General features: G+C 33.2%; 13 protein-coding genes and 1 other RNA gene. 7 read left to right on the forward strand and 7 right to left on the reverse strand.

All coding sequences use genetic code 11. The features are described 5' to 3' along the window. Nucleotides 1-18 precede the first annotated feature (18 nt). On the reverse strand, nucleotides 19-1,647 hold the full coding sequence (locus DMZ43_RS07410; protein WP_129760294.1) for an ABC-F family ATP-binding cassette domain-containing protein: 1,629 nt from the start codon (nucleotides 1,645-1,647) through the stop codon (nucleotides 19-21). Between the two features lie 185 nt (nucleotides 1,648-1,832). Here DMZ43_RS07410 and DMZ43_RS07415 point away from each other — a divergent pair, with 185 nt between their 5' ends. Next, a complete protein-coding gene (locus DMZ43_RS07415) occupies nucleotides 1,833-3,251 on the forward strand; it encodes a thioredoxin-like domain-containing protein (protein WP_131507052.1) in 1,419 nt (472 codons plus the stop codon). Nucleotides 3,252-3,311: 60 nt separating this feature from the next. Here DMZ43_RS07415 and fsa read toward each other — a convergent pair whose 3' ends face one another. The 3 genes from fsa to ffs form a co-directional block, all read right to left on the reverse strand. Next, nucleotides 3,312-3,965, reverse strand: coding sequence for a fructose-6-phosphate aldolase (fsa, locus tag DMZ43_RS07420; RefSeq protein WP_129760296.1), 654 nt, complete (start codon nucleotides 3,963-3,965; stop codon nucleotides 3,312-3,314). Nucleotides 3,966-4,088: 123 nt separating this feature from the next. Beyond that, entirely contained in the window at nucleotides 4,089-4,892 is an 804-nt protein-coding gene (locus tag DMZ43_RS07425) for an SDR family oxidoreductase (RefSeq protein WP_131507054.1), read from the reverse strand. Between the two features lie 83 nt (nucleotides 4,893-4,975). After that, nucleotides 4,976-5,074, reverse strand: an RNA gene (ffs, locus tag DMZ43_RS07430) — signal recognition particle sRNA small type. 85 nt (nucleotides 5,075-5,159) lie between these two features. On the opposite strand from ffs, the gene DMZ43_RS07435 reads away from it, so the two are divergent. From DMZ43_RS07435 to DMZ43_RS07450, 4 genes are all read left to right on the forward strand, one after another. Then, complete coding sequence (locus DMZ43_RS07435; RefSeq protein WP_131507056.1) at nucleotides 5,160-6,197, forward strand: glutaminyl-peptide cyclotransferase; 1,038 nt, start codon at nucleotides 5,160-5,162, stop codon at nucleotides 6,195-6,197. A 1-nt stretch (nucleotide 6,198) separates the two neighbouring features. Continuing rightward, nucleotides 6,199-6,588 (forward strand): thioesterase family protein, encoded by a 390-nt coding sequence (locus DMZ43_RS07440; protein ID WP_131507058.1) that lies wholly within the window; start codon nucleotides 6,199-6,201, stop codon nucleotides 6,586-6,588. Between the two features lie 93 nt (nucleotides 6,589-6,681). Continuing rightward, nucleotides 6,682-7,419 carry a carboxypeptidase-like regulatory domain-containing protein gene (locus DMZ43_RS07445; RefSeq protein WP_131507060.1) on the forward strand — a complete coding sequence of 246 codons (738 nt, stop codon included), beginning with the start codon at nucleotides 6,682-6,684 and terminating at the stop codon, nucleotides 7,417-7,419. Nucleotides 7,420-7,540: 121 nt separating this feature from the next. After that, entirely contained in the window at nucleotides 7,541-9,103 is a 1,563-nt protein-coding gene (locus DMZ43_RS07450; protein ID WP_131507062.1) for a hypothetical protein, read from the forward strand. Nucleotides 9,104-9,114: 11 nt separating this feature from the next. Here the strand turns inward: DMZ43_RS07450 and DMZ43_RS07455 are convergent, their stop codons facing one another. After that, nucleotides 9,115-10,839, reverse strand: coding sequence for an FG-GAP-like repeat-containing protein (locus DMZ43_RS07455; RefSeq protein WP_131507064.1), 1,725 nt, complete (start codon nucleotides 10,837-10,839; stop codon nucleotides 9,115-9,117). A 9-nt stretch (nucleotides 10,840-10,848) separates the two neighbouring features. Continuing rightward, entirely contained in the window at nucleotides 10,849-12,120 is a 1,272-nt protein-coding gene (gene glyA / locus DMZ43_RS07460; RefSeq protein WP_129760303.1) for a serine hydroxymethyltransferase, read from the reverse strand. Nucleotides 12,121-12,324: 204 nt separating this feature from the next. Here glyA and fahA point away from each other — a divergent pair, with 204 nt between their 5' ends. Beyond that, the gene (gene fahA, locus DMZ43_RS07465; protein ID WP_131507066.1) at nucleotides 12,325-13,617 is read left to right on the forward strand and encodes a fumarylacetoacetase; all 1,293 of its coding nucleotides are present in this window, start codon (nucleotides 12,325-12,327) and stop codon (nucleotides 13,615-13,617) included. A gap of 92 nt (nucleotides 13,618-13,709) precedes the next feature. Then, nucleotides 13,710-14,885: a hypothetical protein gene (locus DMZ43_RS07470; RefSeq protein ID WP_131507068.1), complete on the forward strand. Its 1,176-nt coding sequence runs from the start codon at nucleotides 13,710-13,712 to the stop codon at nucleotides 14,883-14,885. 121 nt (nucleotides 14,886-15,006) lie between these two features. On the opposite strand, the gene DMZ43_RS07475 is transcribed toward DMZ43_RS07470, so the two are convergent. Next, entirely contained in the window at nucleotides 15,007-16,524 is a 1,518-nt protein-coding gene (locus DMZ43_RS07475; protein WP_131507069.1) for a hypothetical protein, read from the reverse strand. Between the last annotated feature and the right edge of the window lie 90 nt (nucleotides 16,525-16,614).

The raw sequence follows: 16,614 nt of genomic DNA on the forward strand, positions 1-16,614 counted from the left end.
TTCATCAGGATTTTAGTTTTAAGATGCTGTTACAGCGTACATTTTTTCTCTTTGCTCCTTTATCTTTTTATCATCCATATACTCATCAAAAGTCATATATCTATCAATAATTCCGTTAGGAGTTAGTTCTATTACTCTATTTGCAACCGTTTGAGCAAACTCGTGGTCATGTGTTGTAAACAAGACTGTTCCCTTAAAGTTTTTTAATGAGTTGTTGAATGCTGTAATACTTTCAAGATCAAGGTGGTTTGTTGGTTCATCCAACATCACTACGTTAGCTCTCATCATCATCATTCTACTCAACATACAACGCACTTTTTCACCTCCAGATAATACATCTGCAGTTTTTAAGGCTTCTTCACCACTAAAAATCATTTTCCCAAGAAAACCTCTAATATAAACCTCTTCGCGTTCTTCTTCGGTAGTTGCCCATTGACGTAACCAATCTACAAGCGTAAGTTTGTTTTCAAAATACTCGCTGTTATCAAGTGGCAAATAAGATTGAGAGGTTGTAACTCCCCAAGCATACTTACCAGAATCGGCTTTTTCTTTTCCGTTAATAATTTGATAAAACGCGGTAGTTGCTCTAGAGTCTTTAGAATACACTACTACCTTATCTCCTTTAGCTAAGTTGATATCTACATTTTGAAATAGTACTTCACCATCAATTGAAGCTGATAAGTTTTCAACGTTTAAAATTTGATCTCCCGCTTCTCTTTCTCGTTCAAAAATAATTGCAGGATAACGTCTGCTCGATGGCTTAATTTCAGAAATATTAAGCTTATCAATCATTTTCTTTCTACTGGTAGCTTGCTTAGATTTTGCAACATTGGCAGAAAAACGTCTAATAAACTCTTCAAGCTCCTTTTTCTTTTCTTCAGCTTTTTTGTTTTGTTGTGCTCTTTGTCTTGCAGCTAATTGTGAAGACTCGTACCAAAACGTGTAGTTACCTGAGAAGTGGTTAATTTTTCCGAAATCAATATCAGAAATATGTGTACATACTGCATCTAAAAAGTGACGGTCGTGAGACACCACAATAACGCAGTTGTTATAATTGGCTAGGAAATTTTCTAACCATGAAATTGTTTCATAATCCAAGTCGTTGGTAGGCTCATCCATGATAAGTACATCTGGATTTCCAAATAAGGCTTGTGCCAATAACACTCTTACTTTTTGCTTACCATCTAAATCTTTCATTAAGGTATAATGAAGATCTTCTTTGATACCTAAGTTAGACAACATTGCTGCAGCATCGCTATCGGCATTCCAACCGTTCATTTCTTCAAATTGCACTTGCAGCTCTCCAATTTTTTCAGCGTTTTCATCAGTATAATCTGCATAAAGTGCATCTATTTCTGTTTTTAACTTAAATAATGGTTTATTTCCCATTATCACAGTTTCTAACACAGTATGCTCGTCATATAAATTGTGCTCCTGCTCTAAAACTGACATACGCTTACCTTGCTCTAGGTGAACGTGACCAGACGTAGGATCCATTTTTCCTGATAAAATCTTTAAAAAAGTAGATTTTCCTGCTCCATTAGCTCCAATAATACCATAGCAATTACCTTGATTAAATGTGGTATTTACCTCATCAAACAAAATACGCTTACCAAATTGAACCGAAAGATTAGATACTGTTAACATAGTGTCTATTTTAATTTTTTGCAAAAGTAGAAAAATGAATCCATAAAGAAGAAACTTAAAGCTGTTTTTTCAATGTATTAAAAAAGCTTGCAACTCAAGTTTTAACAGCGTATTAACAACACATATACGTTTCAAATTTTATTTTTGTGTGATATGCATATTTAGCCTACGTTATAGTAATATATATGAAGTTTTACATCATAAGTTTTTTAGCATCTGTATTGGTTTTTGGATGCAAAGATATTTCAACTGAAAACAGTGATTACACCTATTTTGGCGGTGAAATTATTAACCCTAAAAATAATCACGTTACATTATACAGTCCAGAAACTGGATACGATACTTTATTTCTTGATAAGCAGAATCGTTTTTTAAAGAAGCTAGAGACTTTTAAACCTGGTTTATTTTCATTTATGCATGGAGGCGAATACCAATTGGTACTTTTAGAGCCTAGTGATAGTATTATGCTTAGACTAAACACTATAGATTTTGATGAGTCTTTAGTATTTACAGGTGTTGGTTCAAAAAAGAACAATTACCTGATTAAAACATTTTTAGAAAATGAAATTGAAATAAAAAAGCGTAATACGTTTTGCCGAATGTCGCCTGAAGAGCTTGAATCGTATTTAGACTCTACAAAAAAAATAAAGCTTGAAGAATTAAATAGTTTTTTAGACAAGAAACCTTTTTCTGACTTATTTAAGTCTATTGCTGAAGCCAATATTGACTACAATTACTATTACTATAAAGAAATTTACCCTTTTGGTTACTACGGTAATCATCAACTAGCCCATTACAAAGATTTGCCTCAAGATTTTTATGATTATAGAAAAGAGATAGATTATGGACTAGACCATTTGAGTGAATATCCAAGCTACAATCAATTTATGCTAGCTCACTTTAATAATTTGGCACTTACTGATTATTATGACAACGTAGCTTACCATGAAGCTTTTGACAAACAATCGCTTAACTATAATCTAGAAAAATTACGATTAATAGATAGTTTAGTAACCTCTAATAAAGTTAAAAACTACCTATTGAAAATTAACACCAGAGAGTTTGTTTACAATAGTACAGACTCTGATGAAATTTCTCAAGTTTTAAACTCTTACTTAGAAAAAGCAACTGACGATAATGACAAAAAAGATATAAATAAGCTATTAACTATTTTAAATAATTTGAAACCAGGAAAAAATTTACCAAATGCAGAACTTGTAGGTTTTAATGATGAAGATGTTATGCTGAATAGCTTAATATCTAAACCAACAGTTATTTATTTCTGGTCTTCTAACAACGATTTAATTTTTAAGAATAGCCACTACCGAACCAAACGCCTAAAAGCTAAGTTTCCTGAGGTAGAGTTTATTGCTATTAATATTAACAACGACGACAAAAAATACTGGAAAAGCACGCTACAAAACTCAAAATTTCCAACCCAAAACGAATATCGATTTAAAGATAAAAGCATGTCAAATGTTTTGGCTATCAACTCAATTTACACTGTAATTTTAGTTGATGATGATGGTAAAATAGTGACCTCTAGAGGAAGCCTCTTTAATAAAGATTTTGAAAACGAGATACAAACGCTCGTTAGCAGATAAACCCAATAAAAAAACTCCTGAATAATTCAGGAGTTTTCTTTTTCTATATATTTCTAATTCTTAGTTACCCTTTTTATAATCGGCTAAAAACTTCTCTAAACCTATGTCAGTAAGTGGGTGTTTTAATAACCCTGTAATTGAACTTAAAGGTCCTGTCATTACATCTGCTCCTAGTTTAGCACAATCAATTACGTGCATTGTATGACGCACAGAAGCTGCTAAAATTTCAGTATCAAACCCATAGTTATCATAAATTTGACGAATTTCAGCAATAAGGTTTAATCCATCAGTTGAAATATCATCTAAACGTCCAATAAATGGTGACACATACGTTGCTCCTGCTTTTGCAGCTAATAAGGCTTGTCCTGGAGAAAACACTAAAGTTACGTTGGTTTTTATACCTCTATCACTAAAGTATTTACATGCTTTTACACCATCTTTAATCATAGGTAATTTAATAACTATTTGATCGTGTAATTCTGCTAGTGCTTCACCTTCTCTAACCATACCTTCAAAATCGGTAGAAATAACCTCAGCACTTACATCACCATCTACAATGTTACAGATATCAACATAATGTTTTAAAATGTTGTTTGTTCCTGTAATACCTTCTTTAGCCATTAAAGATGGGTTTGTAGTTACACCATCTAAAATACCCATATCCTGAGCTTCTTTGATTTGATCTAGATTAGCTGTATCAATAAAAAATTTCATGTATTTAATTTATTTGTTGTGTTATTTAAGTTGCAAAATTACAATTTATATGCAGGTTTTAATTAGAAATATTATGAAATAATATTAACAATCTACAGTAGTAAAAAACGAAATGGATTACTATTACAGCTTATAATGTTTCATCAGCATTTTTTCATACACCTTGTCTGGCAAAATGCGCTTTAAAACAATAGAAAACTTTTGCATAAACTCACCTACCTTATAGTGCGCTTTTGGATTTTTAGTATTTATCACTTTATAAACTGCTTTTGCCATTAACAATGGGTCTTTTCCACTATCAACATGCGCATCCATTAGTTTTAAGGTGTTACCATAAGGTGTTTTATAAGGCGACTGTTCTTGTACTGGTGCATGGTAACGACCAGCAGCAATATTAGTAGCAAAATCTCCTGGAGCAATATTGGTCATTTCAATATTAAAATCTTTAATCTCCATTCTAAAGGCTTCGGTAATTAATTCCAACGCACCTTTACTTGCACTGTAAACGCCTCTATATGGCAATCCCATGTATCCAGCAATAGAGGTGATATTGATAATTAGTCCACTTTTTTGCTTACGCATTTGTGGCAATACCGCTTTTATTACATTGATAGGTCCAAAAAAATTAGTTTCAAAATTACGTTTTATCTCCTCGTCTGGAATTTCTTCAATAGGTCCAGTAATTCCAGCTCCTGCATTATTAACCAAGACATCTAGTCGACCTTCTTTGTCTATAATAGTTTGAACAGCTTTGGTAATAGTTTGGGTATTTGAAACATCTAAAGCTAAAAGGTTTAACTTACTTTCAGAATATCGCTCAGGATTTCTACTGGTTCCATAAACAACAAATCCTTTTTCTAAAAGAAACTCTCCAATAGATTTCCCTATACCTGAAGAACCTCCTGTGATTAAAACAACTTTAGACATAAACTATAATTAATACTGTAAAATTAACAATGTAATATTCATTCAGAAGAAAAAGTGAAAAAGATTTGAGTTTTGGGTACAAAAAAAGGCAAGCTACCTACATCACACCGCTACGACCGCGTACCTTTGCTGCGTTCCCGCCCTGGAGGATTAAACAGGAGCTGGTTGTGTAGGACTTGCCGACTGCAAAGATACAACCTTTTAATACTTTTGCAATAGTTTTTTAAACTGAATTTTATTAAATAAATTGCTTCAAAATTTACAGGCATGAACAACAGCTTTAAACTATTATCAATCACACTTTTAGCCTTATCGCTATTTGCTTGCGGAAGTAGTACCGAAACTAAAAAACATAACTTTTCGCTTCAAACTAATGCTAAAAACAACGTTATAACCTTAGGTGAAACCTTAAATCTTTCTATAAAGAACCCAAAAAATGAAACTATAACTGCTGTGTCTTATAAAATTAACGACAAACAGGTTTCTGAATCTTTTGCAACAAACGATTTAAAATTAGGTGTTCAAACGCTAACAGCAACTATTAGCTATGACGATACGACTGCTGATGTGTCTACAAAAATTACTGTTTTAAATAATACCAAGCCTAAGATTTACACTTATAAGATTGTAAACACCTATCCTCACGACATTACATCTTACACACAAGGTCTTGAGTTTTACAATGGTGAATTGTATGAAAGCACAGGACAATACAGAGAATCTAAACTGAGAAAAGTAGATTATAAAACTGCCGAAGTTTTAAAGAACATCAACTTACAGAGCCAATATTTTGGTGAAGGCTTAACCGTTTTAAACGATAAAATCTATCAATTAACATGGAGAGAAAACACAGGCTTTGTTTACGACGTCAACAGTTTTGAGAAGCTGAGTAGTTTCACCTACGGAAAAAGCAACGAAGGTTGGGGACTTTGTAACGATGGTACTCGTATTTTTAAAAGTGATGGTACAGAGAATATCTGGTTGCTAAATCCTGAAACTCTTGCCGAAGAAGAAACCATACAAGTGTATAGAGAAAAAGGAAAAGTTGTTGGCTTAAACGAATTGGAATGGGTTAACGGAAAAATATACTCTAACCTATATCAATTTAATGGTGTAGCTATCATTAATCCAAAAAATGGTGCTATGGAAGCGGTTATCGACTTTTCACCTTTACGCAAACTAGTTACACAACATCAAGGACTGGACGTACTTAATGGTATTGCCTACAATCCTGATACCAATACTTTATTTGTAACAGGAAAACGTTGGGATAAGCTTTTTGAAGTTGAAATTATTGAGCAATAGCATGCAAACTTTTGAAACCCAAATCACTGTTTCCAATCAGCATCTAGATATGCTCAACCATGTAAACAATGTACAGTATGTACAATGGGTTCAAGATATAGCTGAGCAACATTGGAACGCGAGAGCAACACCTCAAATACTTGATACATATTACTGGGTAATGTTAAGCCATCACATACGCTATAAAGGTGAAGCAATTTTAAACGACGTGATTACTCTCAAAACATTTGTAACCAAAGCCGAAGGTGTCAAATCTACTAGAGTTGTGGAAATCTACAACCAACAAACCAATAAATTACTAACTACCTCAGAAACTGAATGGTGCTTGATGTCTAAAACAACACATCGACCAACACGCATTACTCCAGAAATTGCGACACTCTTTAGTTAAAAATTGCCTAAAACCGTTGTTAAAGTTTCTTAATCCTGAATTAGCTGTGCAGTTATTTCTCTTTATTTGAAATAACCAACTAAGCTATTACAATTGAAATCATTATCAATCACTCTCTTTCTTTTAGTCTCACTGTCTTTAAATGCGCAACAACTAAAAGGTATTGTTTACGACGCTGAAGCTACAGTAAAAGGTGCAAAAATCATTAATAGCACACAACACATACTTTCCTATACTAATGACGAAGGTGTTTTTAATATCAGTGCTCAACCTAATGACACTTTAGTGTTTAGTTCACTCTTTCATCATGAAAAAACAATTGTTGTAACATCAGAACACTTTAAAGAAGACACTGTTGTAGAGCTTAAAAAAATCACTAACGAACTCGATGAAGTTGAAATTTTAAAAGCCAAAGAGAAAAAGTTCGATTCTATAGTATATACTGAAGAATTTAGCACACAAATCAACAACGACTATAAAGAAAGACCTTACTTATACCAACCACCTCCTAGTGGCAATATGGACTTTGTTGCTATTGCAAAGCTAATTGGCAAGCTCTTTAAAAAGAAAAACAAAGCTCCAGAAATAGTTTATGCAGAAACTGAAGATTTTATTCACCTGTTTGAAACACATTCGTTTTTTAACTCACGAATGCTCACCAAAGAGCTAAAGATACCTAATGAATATCATCAACTGTTCTTTGACTTTTGTAGTGCTAAAAACATCAACAAAGCATTAATTGATACCAACCAAGAACTTCCGCTATTGGATAGACTAAACACCTTGAGTAAAGAATTTAATTTGATGCTAAAAGAACAACAGCAAGATTAAAGCATTAACTACAAAGTCTTTTAATCTCAAAAAAATGAACAAATAATTTTTCGTCTTTATAATAAAAATATGACTTCAAAAGTTATATTTTTGGCATATTGCTACAGATAAAGACATTAACATGAAAAAAATTCTATACTTCGTATTCACACTTTTTGTTCTCGTATTTTGGAGTTCTTGTCGTGAGGATTTCGATTTTTCTCCAAGTACTGGTAACCTTGAGTTCTCTAAAGACACTGTATATCTAGACACTGTGTTTACTAATATTGGCTCAAGTACTTACAACCTTAAAGTTTATAACCGAAGTAATGATGACATTGTAATCCCAACGCTTAGACTTGGACAAGGCGAAGCTTCTAACTACCGCTTAAATGTCGATGGAATGGCAGGAAAGGAATTTCAAAACATCGAGCTATTGGCAAAAGATAGCATGTACGTGTTCATTGAAACCACAATAGACATTGAAGCGCTTGCAGCTAGTGACAATCAGTTTTTATATACAGATGTCATTGAATTCGATTCTGGTAGTAATTATCAAAAAGTGGACTTGGTAACCTTAGTTAAAGATGCTGTATTTATTTACCCAAGCAAAGATGCTAATGGTGTTATTGAAACATTGGCTTTTGATGTAGATGGTGATGGAACACCAGACCAGACCGAAATTCAAGGTCGCTTTTTAGAAAATGACGAACTCACTTTCACCAACGAAAAACCTTATGTTATTTATGGTTATGCTGCTGTAAATGAAGGTGAAACCCTTACAATGGAAGCTGGAGCAAGAGTCCATTTTCATGCTAACTCTGGACTTTTAATTACTAATACTGCGTCTTTACAAATTAATGGTGCATTAAGTACTGACCAAGATATTTTAGAAAACGAAGTCATTATACAAGGAGACCGTTTAGAACCACTTTATGAAGACATTCCTGGACAATGGGGAACCATTTGGTTATATAGTGGTAGCACAAACAATAGCATTGATTTTGCGACTATTAAAAATGCAACAGTAGGTGTTTTAACCGAAGGCAACCAAAACGATGCTAACAAATTAAACATCACCAACTCTAAAATTTACAACTCTAGTAACTTTGGTATTTTGGCGAGAGCTAGTGCTATAACAGGAGAAAATCTTGTAATTAACAACTCTGGTCAGTCGTCATTTGCTGGAACTTTTGGAGGAACTTACAATTTTACACACTGTACCATTGCCAACTATTGGGATAGTAGTTTTAGACAATTTCCATCAGTGTTTTTAAATAACTATTTGTTAGATGAAAACGAAAATGCTACGCCTAATGTGTTAGACGCTAATTTTAACAACTGTATCATTTACGGAAATGATAATCCTGAGATTATTTTAGATGAAAATGATGGAGCCGATTTTGGTTTTAAATTCACCAATTGCTTGATACGATTCCAAGACAATAACAATAACTTTCCTGGTGACAACTATAATTTAAGCAATAGTGAGCTTTATGATAATTGTATCTTCAATAGTGATCCTGATTTTAAACTTCCTTTTGAAAACGATTTAAGAATTGGTGAAGATTCTGGAGCAAACAACCTAGGCAATGACTTATACGACTTTTTTGCTGCCCAAGTGCCTGTTGACATTTTAAACACTAACAGAACCACAAGTCCTGATTTAGGAGCATATCAGCATATTGTATTTGAAGAAGATTAATGCAATAAAACTTATTGCAATACTACTTTTTTAACAACTTTACGTCCACCTTGCTCTAAGGTAACAAAGTACATGCCTTTAGCTTGTGCTTTAAGGCTTATAGTATGATTTACAGAAGTTAATGTCATTTCGTCTATTAAGCGTCCAGCAACATCATACACTACAGTTTTTGTAGGTTGGGTTACATTAAACACTTGTATCGTTCCTGTAGTAGGATTTGGTGTTAAATGAAAATTAGCCTGAGAAAACTCGTTAGTAGACAAGGTTTCACCTTCAACTAATGTTAGGGTTTGGTTTGGATTTACATTGTAATACATGTCTTCCACTCCACTCAACCAATTTACCTTTATATAATCTATAGTGGTTGCTGTTCCTAATCCAAAAAACTCACTAGCAGAATTCTGACTTAAAAACCCTTCTCCACATAAAGTATACCTATAAATCACTTGTCCGTTAGCCATAATTTCAATCCACGAACCAATTCCGTTTTTATTACTAATAACACCTTCGAGCTTTACTTTTAACCAGTTATTAGTACCACCTGAGTTTTGCCATAAGGTATGGTTATCTGGCGACTCGTTCATTACAATAAAATCAGGATAACCATTATTATCAACATCACCAATGGCATTGGCAAAGCTTCGGTAGTTATCATTTGCAAATCCAGCATTAGAAGGAATTTGAAATATATAACCAGGAACACTCTCATAGAATGCAGAAGTCAACACACCAATATTTGGATTGTTAATCATTCCTGATACATACATGTCTAAATCCATATCATTATCAGCATCCAAAAAAATTGCTCCCCAACCTATACTGTGAAACAAGGTTCCTGTATAGTTTGCCATATCAGTAAAGGTACCATCTCCATTATTCTTAAGTAAAAAGTTACCTTCGGAAGTATTGGTTACATATATATCTAACCAACCATCGTAATTATAATCGCCAATAGTTGTAGACATAGCATTAGCGATAATATTAGTTCCTGTTGCAGCACTAGTATCAGTAAAGGTACCATCTCCATTGTTGTGGTACATTATATTAGGATTGTTCATTCGGTCATTTGAAATGTAAATATCTAAATAACCATCCTTATCATAATCAAAAAAGGCAGAGCAAAACGACAAATGCCCAACTGTACTAATTCCTGCAGCTACCGAAACATCAGTAAACGTACCATCTCCATTATTATGGTATAACTGATTAGGAATAATACCATCATCATCTTTATTGGATATAAATACATCTAAAAACCCATCATTGTCATAGTCGCCAAAGGAAGCTCCATAAGAAATTAATGCTGCATTTGAAAAACCTGCAGAAGCAGTAACATCGGTAAAATTGAAGTTACCATCATTTTGAAACAGCTTATTGTTTGCATCTAATCTGGCTACAAACAAATCGTTATCACCATCATTATCATAATCAACCCAAATAACTTGTTTGGAGTGACCATTGATATTAATATTAAAGGTTTCTTCTACAAAAGTGCCGTTATTGTTTTTAAAAAACCGAACAGGATCAACATCTTTAGTTCCAAAAGTTAGATCATCCCAACCATCGTTATCGTAATCAAAAAAGCTTACGCCACCAAGTCGTACAGTAGAGCCTCCCGAAATATTAATTCCAAGTGCATTGGCTTGTTCTTCAAAAAAAATTTGTGAATGTACAGGTTGAACTACTAAAACAATAGCACAAATGAAAAATACTAATATGTTTCTGTTCAACTTCATTTCATAAATTTAAGAAAATAATGGTCGGTCTTGCATTAACGCGTTAACTTTTTCTCCAACAGCCTCTAAAGTACTTTCGTTATCATGATTTTTGATAACCTCATCAATCAATTCAACAATATACTCCATATCAGTTTCTTTTAATCCTCTAGTAGTAATTGCTGCTGTTCCAACACGTATTCCTGAAGTTACAAAAGGCGACTTATCATCAAAAGGCACCATGTTTTTGTTGACGGTTATTTCGGCTTTTACTAAAGCTTGTTCAGCATCTTTACCAGAAACGTCTTTATTTCTAAGGTCAATAAGCATCATGTGGTTATCGGTTCCACCAGAAATAATATGGTAATCTCTATCTACAAACGCTTTTGCCATAGCTGCTGCATTTTTCTTTACTTGTAGTATGTAATGCATAAACTCGTCAGTTAAAGCTTCACCAAAAGCAATTGCTTTAGCAGCAATAATATGCTCTAATGGTCCACCTTGATTTCCTGGAAATACTGCCGAATCAAACAACGACGACATTTTACGTAGGTTACCATTTTTCAATTTTAAACCAAACGGATTATCAAAATCCTCGCCCATTAAAATCATTCCTCCTCTTGGTCCTCTTAAAGTTTTATGAGTAGTTGTTGTCACCACATGGCAATGAGGTATTGGGTCGTTAAGAATACCTTTAGCAATCAAACCTGCAGGATGCGATATATCTGCCATAAGAATTGCGCCAACGCTATCAGCTATAGCTCTAAAACGCTTAAAGTCGATATCTCTAGAATATGCCGAAGCTCCTGCTATAATAAGTTGTGGTTGTTCTTTAGTAGCTATGTCTTGTATTTTATCATAGTTTAATACTCCTGTCTCCTCTTCTACACCATAAAATACAGGATTATATAACTTACCAGAAAAGTTTACTGGCGAACCATGAGTTAAATGTCCTCCATGAGACAAATCAAAACCTAATATTTTATCTCCTGGTTTTAAGCATGCAGCAAAAACCGCTGTATTTGCTTGACTTCCTGAGTGTGGTTGCACATTAGCATAAGCAGCACCAAATAAGGTTTTAGCTCTGTCAATAGCAATTTGCTCAACAACATCAACCACTTCGCAACCACCATAATAACGCTTTCCTGGATACCCTTCAGCATATTTATTGGTTAATACTGAGCCAGCAGCTTCCATAACCTGCTCACTAACAAAATTCTCTGAAGCAATAAGCTCCAAACCATGTAGTTGTCTTTCTTTTTCCTCTTGTATTAGGTCAAATATCTCTTGATCGCGTTGCATAATATTGGGTTTGATTAAAAAATTTATCAAAAATAATAAATACAATCTGTTAAATACACCAAAACCTATATATTTACTATTGTATTTTCAACAATTTATCAACTATATAAAACCAACCTACTTTTTATGGTTTTTATTCAAAAAGATTAAAAAATTTATGTAGGTTTGAATAGATTTTATAAAACTTATAATTAACAATAGCCTATGCCATTATCTGCAAATAATCCTGATAGAACTTCGTGGTTGCACGTTGGAAAGAATTCTGATTTTCCTATCCAAAACATCCCTTTTGGCGTTTTCCTTACTAGAGACGATATCATTACTATTGGTACTCGTATTGGAGACACTGCCATTGACTTGGGAGCATTGCACCAACTAGGTTACTTTGACGATATTCCATTAACAGATGATATTTTTCTTCAAGATACTTTAAACGATTTTATTGCTGATGGAAGAAAAACTTGGAGAGCTGTAAGAAATAGAATTGCCCAAATTTTTGACAGCAACAACACCTCTTTAAAAAACAACAAAAAACATAAAGAAATTGTACTCTTTCGTTTAGACGAAATTGAAATGCAATTACCTGTTCAAATTGGTGACTATACCGATTTTTACTCAAGCATTGAACATGCTACCAATGTAGGAACCATGTTTCGCGATCCAGAAAACGCTTTAATGCCTAACTGGTTGCACATTCCTGTTGGGTATCATGGTAGAAGTTCTTCTATCATCCCTTCTGGTATTCCTGTGCATCGTCCACAAGGACAAACTTTACCTGCAGGTAGTGATACTCCTGTGTTTGGACCTTCTAAATTGGTAGACTTTGAGCTAGAAATGGCTTTTATTACTACTGATGCTAACGACCTTGGAGAACCTATCCCAATTGAAGAAGCTGAAGAATACATCTTTGGTTTGGTACTGTTTAACGATTGGTCTGCACGTGATATCCAAAAATGGGAATACGTGCCACTTGGTCCTTTTTTAGCTAAAAACTTTGCATCATCCATTTCACCATGGATTGTAACATTAGATGCGCTTGAACCTTACAGAGTAGAAAGCCCTAAGCCTTTAAAACCACAATTACCTTACTTGCAGTACAAAGGTAAAAAGAGCTACGACATTAACTTAGAAGTATCTATAAAACCTAAAACCGCTAAAGAAACCATAGTAAGCAAATCCAACTTTAAATACATGTACTGGAATATGGTACAACAGTTGGCACACCATACTATTAATGGTTGTCCTGTAAACTCTGGTGATATGATGGGAAGTGGTACCATTTCTGGTCCTACTCCTGACTCTTATGGTTCTATGCTTGAATTGACATGGAGAGGTGAAAAACCATTAAAAATGAAAGATGGTAGCGAACGAAAATTCATTAACGATTACGATACGGTTATCATGAGAGGGTATTGCGAAAAAGATGGTACTCGCATTGGCTTTGGAGAAGTCTCCACGCAATTGCTACCTGTTTTCAAACCCAAAAAAGTTAAATAATCAACCAACTAATTTTAAGTCCCTCAGCAATGAGGGTTCTTTTTTGGCATCAAAATTGAAAACACTTTTCTATAACCCTAAAATTACAGCTTATGAAACGATTATTACTCCTTTCGGTATTACTTTCAGTATTAGTTTCCTGTAGTGGAAGAAAACAAGTTGAAAAAGCCATAAATACTGGTAATTACAACCAAGCGATTTATGATGCTTTAAAAAAGCTTGAAACCAATAAAAACAGTAAACGTAAACAAGATTATGCGATTATGCTTCAAGACGCTTACTATAAAGCCAATGAGCGCGATTTAAACAACATAAAGCATCTTAAAAAGGATAACAACCCAGAGCTGTACACTAACATTTATGAGTTGTACCTTGCGCTTAATGCACGTCAGGAAGCAGTAAAACCTGTATTGCCTTTGGTAGTTGATGGTAAAACCATAAACTTTAAGTTTAATGATTATACCAACGATATTATTGAAGCCAGAGAGTTTGCGTCAGACTATTTATATGAAAAAGGCTTAGCGCTTTTAGAAACCGAAGACAAATACAACATTCGTGAAGCGTACAGTATCTATCAATATATTGAAAAGATTAACCCAAACTATGAAGATACTAGAGCTTTAATGCAAGAAGCACACGAACGTGGAATCCATTATGTGATTGTAACTATACAAAACCAAACCAATCAGGTTATTCCTAAACGTTTGGAAAATGAGTTACTTAATTTTGACACTTATGGTTTAGACCAGTTTTGGACTGCTTACCATGCTAATCCAAGTAATGAGATTGACTATGACTTTGCAATGCAATTACAGTTAAAGCGTATTAATATTACACCTGAAAAAATTACTGAGCGTCAATTACTACGTGAAAAGCAAATTGTTGATGGTTGGAAATACCAACTTGATAGTAATGGTAATGTAATGAAGGATAGCCTTGGTAACGATATTAAAATAGATAAAATTGTGACAGTAAAAGCAAGACTGTTTGAAGTATTGCAACGTAAAAGCTCACAGGTAGTTGCCAATGTGGTGTATACCGATTTAAAAAGCAACACTACGCTAGATGCGTTTCCTATTGATAGTGGCTTTGTGTTTGAAAACCTGTTTGCCACTTTTAGAGGCGACAAACGTGCCTTAACACGCGAAGACCTAGACCTAGTAAACAACCGTAGAGTACCATTTCCTAGTAATGAACAAATGGTGTACGATACTGGTGAAGACCTTAAACTACAGCTAAAAAATATTATTAGCGATTTTAATAACTAAACAAAAAACTCCCAAATTGGGAGTTTTTTTGTGTGTTTCGATTAACGGTCTCGTATAACCGTCAGTTACGGGATTAAAGTTAATAATTTTCCGGTTTAGTACTGACATAAGCAAACGTTTTTTAGTCGACCTTAATTTTCTTTAACCATAAATAACTTCCATCTTTTATTCCGAAAATCAGGTATTCGTTACCTTCTCGAAAGACTTTTACAGGAGAAAATGAATCATCATTAAAATCTTCTCCATCAACAAATTTCCATATAATATTTCCATCACTATCAGATTTGATTAATGTGGCTAAATTATAGACGTGACTATTTGGATAATATATATCAAAAAAAAGCGATAAATAATTACCATCTTCATCCAGTGTCAAATCTCTACCTTGATAAAGGAAATTATTTCTACTTTCTTTAAAGTCCCAGATTATTTCTCCATCATTTTCATCTGTTTGTAAGACCCATCTTGATTCTCCATCGAATCCATTTTCATGTCCATTTTTACCAATCATTGTTATCTTCCCATCGTCAGCAATAAGAATTTTATGAATATAATCATCCGCTCCATAGTTACCATAGCTATTATCTAATAGTAGGTTATTACTTGGGTCAAACTTTTGTAACATTCCATCTAAAGTAAATAACCCATCGTTCGGAAGTATATCAATCCCTCCATAATTATATTTACTTCCGTTATTACTATAAGCAATAGTTTGAAATTGATAATCGGAAGTACTACCGATTATGCTATTTGAAATAATTTGTCCATTAGGGTTTAGATGAAGTTCTCTATAATAGCTTCCTCCTGATGCATAATATGTAGAATCAGATTTAAATAATACTTTTAAGTCATTAGATTTACTTGAAAAAGGGACAATCAAATCAAAATGAGTGTTTGCATCGACATTATTTGCACTATAATCATTATTCCAAATTAAATTACCTGAATTATTAAATTTAAAGCCATAAACTTCATTATTATATAAGCCAAAATTTGTATAACTAAATTTATGTGCAATAGCAATATATTCATCATTATTCAATTCGAAAACTCCAGATAGATTTTCAGCATCGTTAGTTTCATCAATTACAAATGTCCATAATAAGTTTAATTGATTATCAGTTTTACTGACTCTTATGCCAGTATTATACAATTCTACTAACTCTGTTGTGAACAGTAAGTAGCCATCATTCCTTTTGATAATTTTTTTCAAGCCACCACCATTTGTGATTATTGAACTTAAAATTTGATTATTAAATGTAATTTCAATTTCTGATGTATTAATAGTAACGATTTCACTATAATATGTTTCATTATTTGAGTTACCTGTTAATCTAAAAAAATATGTTTGATTCTGTTCAAGATTATTTATTGTTATATCAGAGTTATTTGTTGTAATATTTTTTTCTCCAATTTTATTATTTAAATCAACTTCATTTGTAATATTCCATATTAGTTTTACATTTTCAGCGTTTGAACTATAGTCGTAGCCAAGATTTGCACTATAAGAATTACTGAAAACTGAACTTAAATTCAATGTTAAATTTGAATTATTATCGCTTGATTCACTTTCTTCTTTTGAGCACCCAAGAATGATTATCAATAAAATAAAAAAAGAATAGTATGTTTTTTGTTTCATAGTTTTGTTTAATGTTTGGTAACTTTATAAGATATGGATTGTTTTAATTATCTATATCGAACGTTAAGCGAAGTTAGCGTTAAAAAACTA

The sequence above is a fragment of the Meridianimaribacter sp. CL38 genome (assembly GCF_004328055.1).
GTDB classification, from domain to species: domain Bacteria; phylum Bacteroidota; class Bacteroidia; order Flavobacteriales; family Flavobacteriaceae; genus Gaetbulibacter_B; species Gaetbulibacter_B jejuensis.

Coding starts and splice junctions, on each gene's coding strand:
- DMZ43_RS07410 (WP_129760294.1), bottom strand. CDS start 1,647: ATGTTAACAGTATCTAATCTTTCGGTTCAATTTGGTAAGCGTATTTTG.
- DMZ43_RS07450 (WP_131507062.1), top strand. CDS start 7,541: ATGAAAAAAATTCTATACTTCGTATTCACACTTTTTGTTCTCGTATTT.
- DMZ43_RS07470 (WP_131507068.1), top strand. CDS start 13,710: ATGAAACGATTATTACTCCTTTCGGTATTACTTTCAGTATTAGTTTCC.
- glyA (WP_129760303.1), bottom strand. CDS start 12,120: ATGCAACGCGATCAAGAGATATTTGACCTAATACAAGAGGAAAAAGAA.
- fsa (WP_129760296.1), bottom strand. CDS start 3,965: ATGAAATTTTTTATTGATACAGCTAATCTAGATCAAATCAAAGAAGCT.
- DMZ43_RS07455 (WP_131507064.1), bottom strand. CDS start 10,839: ATGAAGTTGAACAGAAACATATTAGTATTTTTCATTTGTGCTATTGTT.
- DMZ43_RS07415 (WP_131507052.1), top strand. CDS start 1,833: ATGAAGTTTTACATCATAAGTTTTTTAGCATCTGTATTGGTTTTTGGA.
- fahA (WP_131507066.1), top strand. CDS start 12,325: ATGCCATTATCTGCAAATAATCCTGATAGAACTTCGTGGTTGCACGTT.
- DMZ43_RS07435 (WP_131507056.1), top strand. CDS start 5,160: ATGAACAACAGCTTTAAACTATTATCAATCACACTTTTAGCCTTATCG.
- DMZ43_RS07425 (WP_131507054.1), bottom strand. CDS start 4,892: ATGTCTAAAGTTGTTTTAATCACAGGAGGTTCTTCAGGTATAGGGAAA.
- DMZ43_RS07475 (WP_131507069.1), bottom strand. CDS start 16,524: ATGAAACAAAAAACATACTATTCTTTTTTTATTTTATTGATAATCATT.
- DMZ43_RS07440 (WP_131507058.1), top strand. CDS start 6,199: ATGCAAACTTTTGAAACCCAAATCACTGTTTCCAATCAGCATCTAGAT.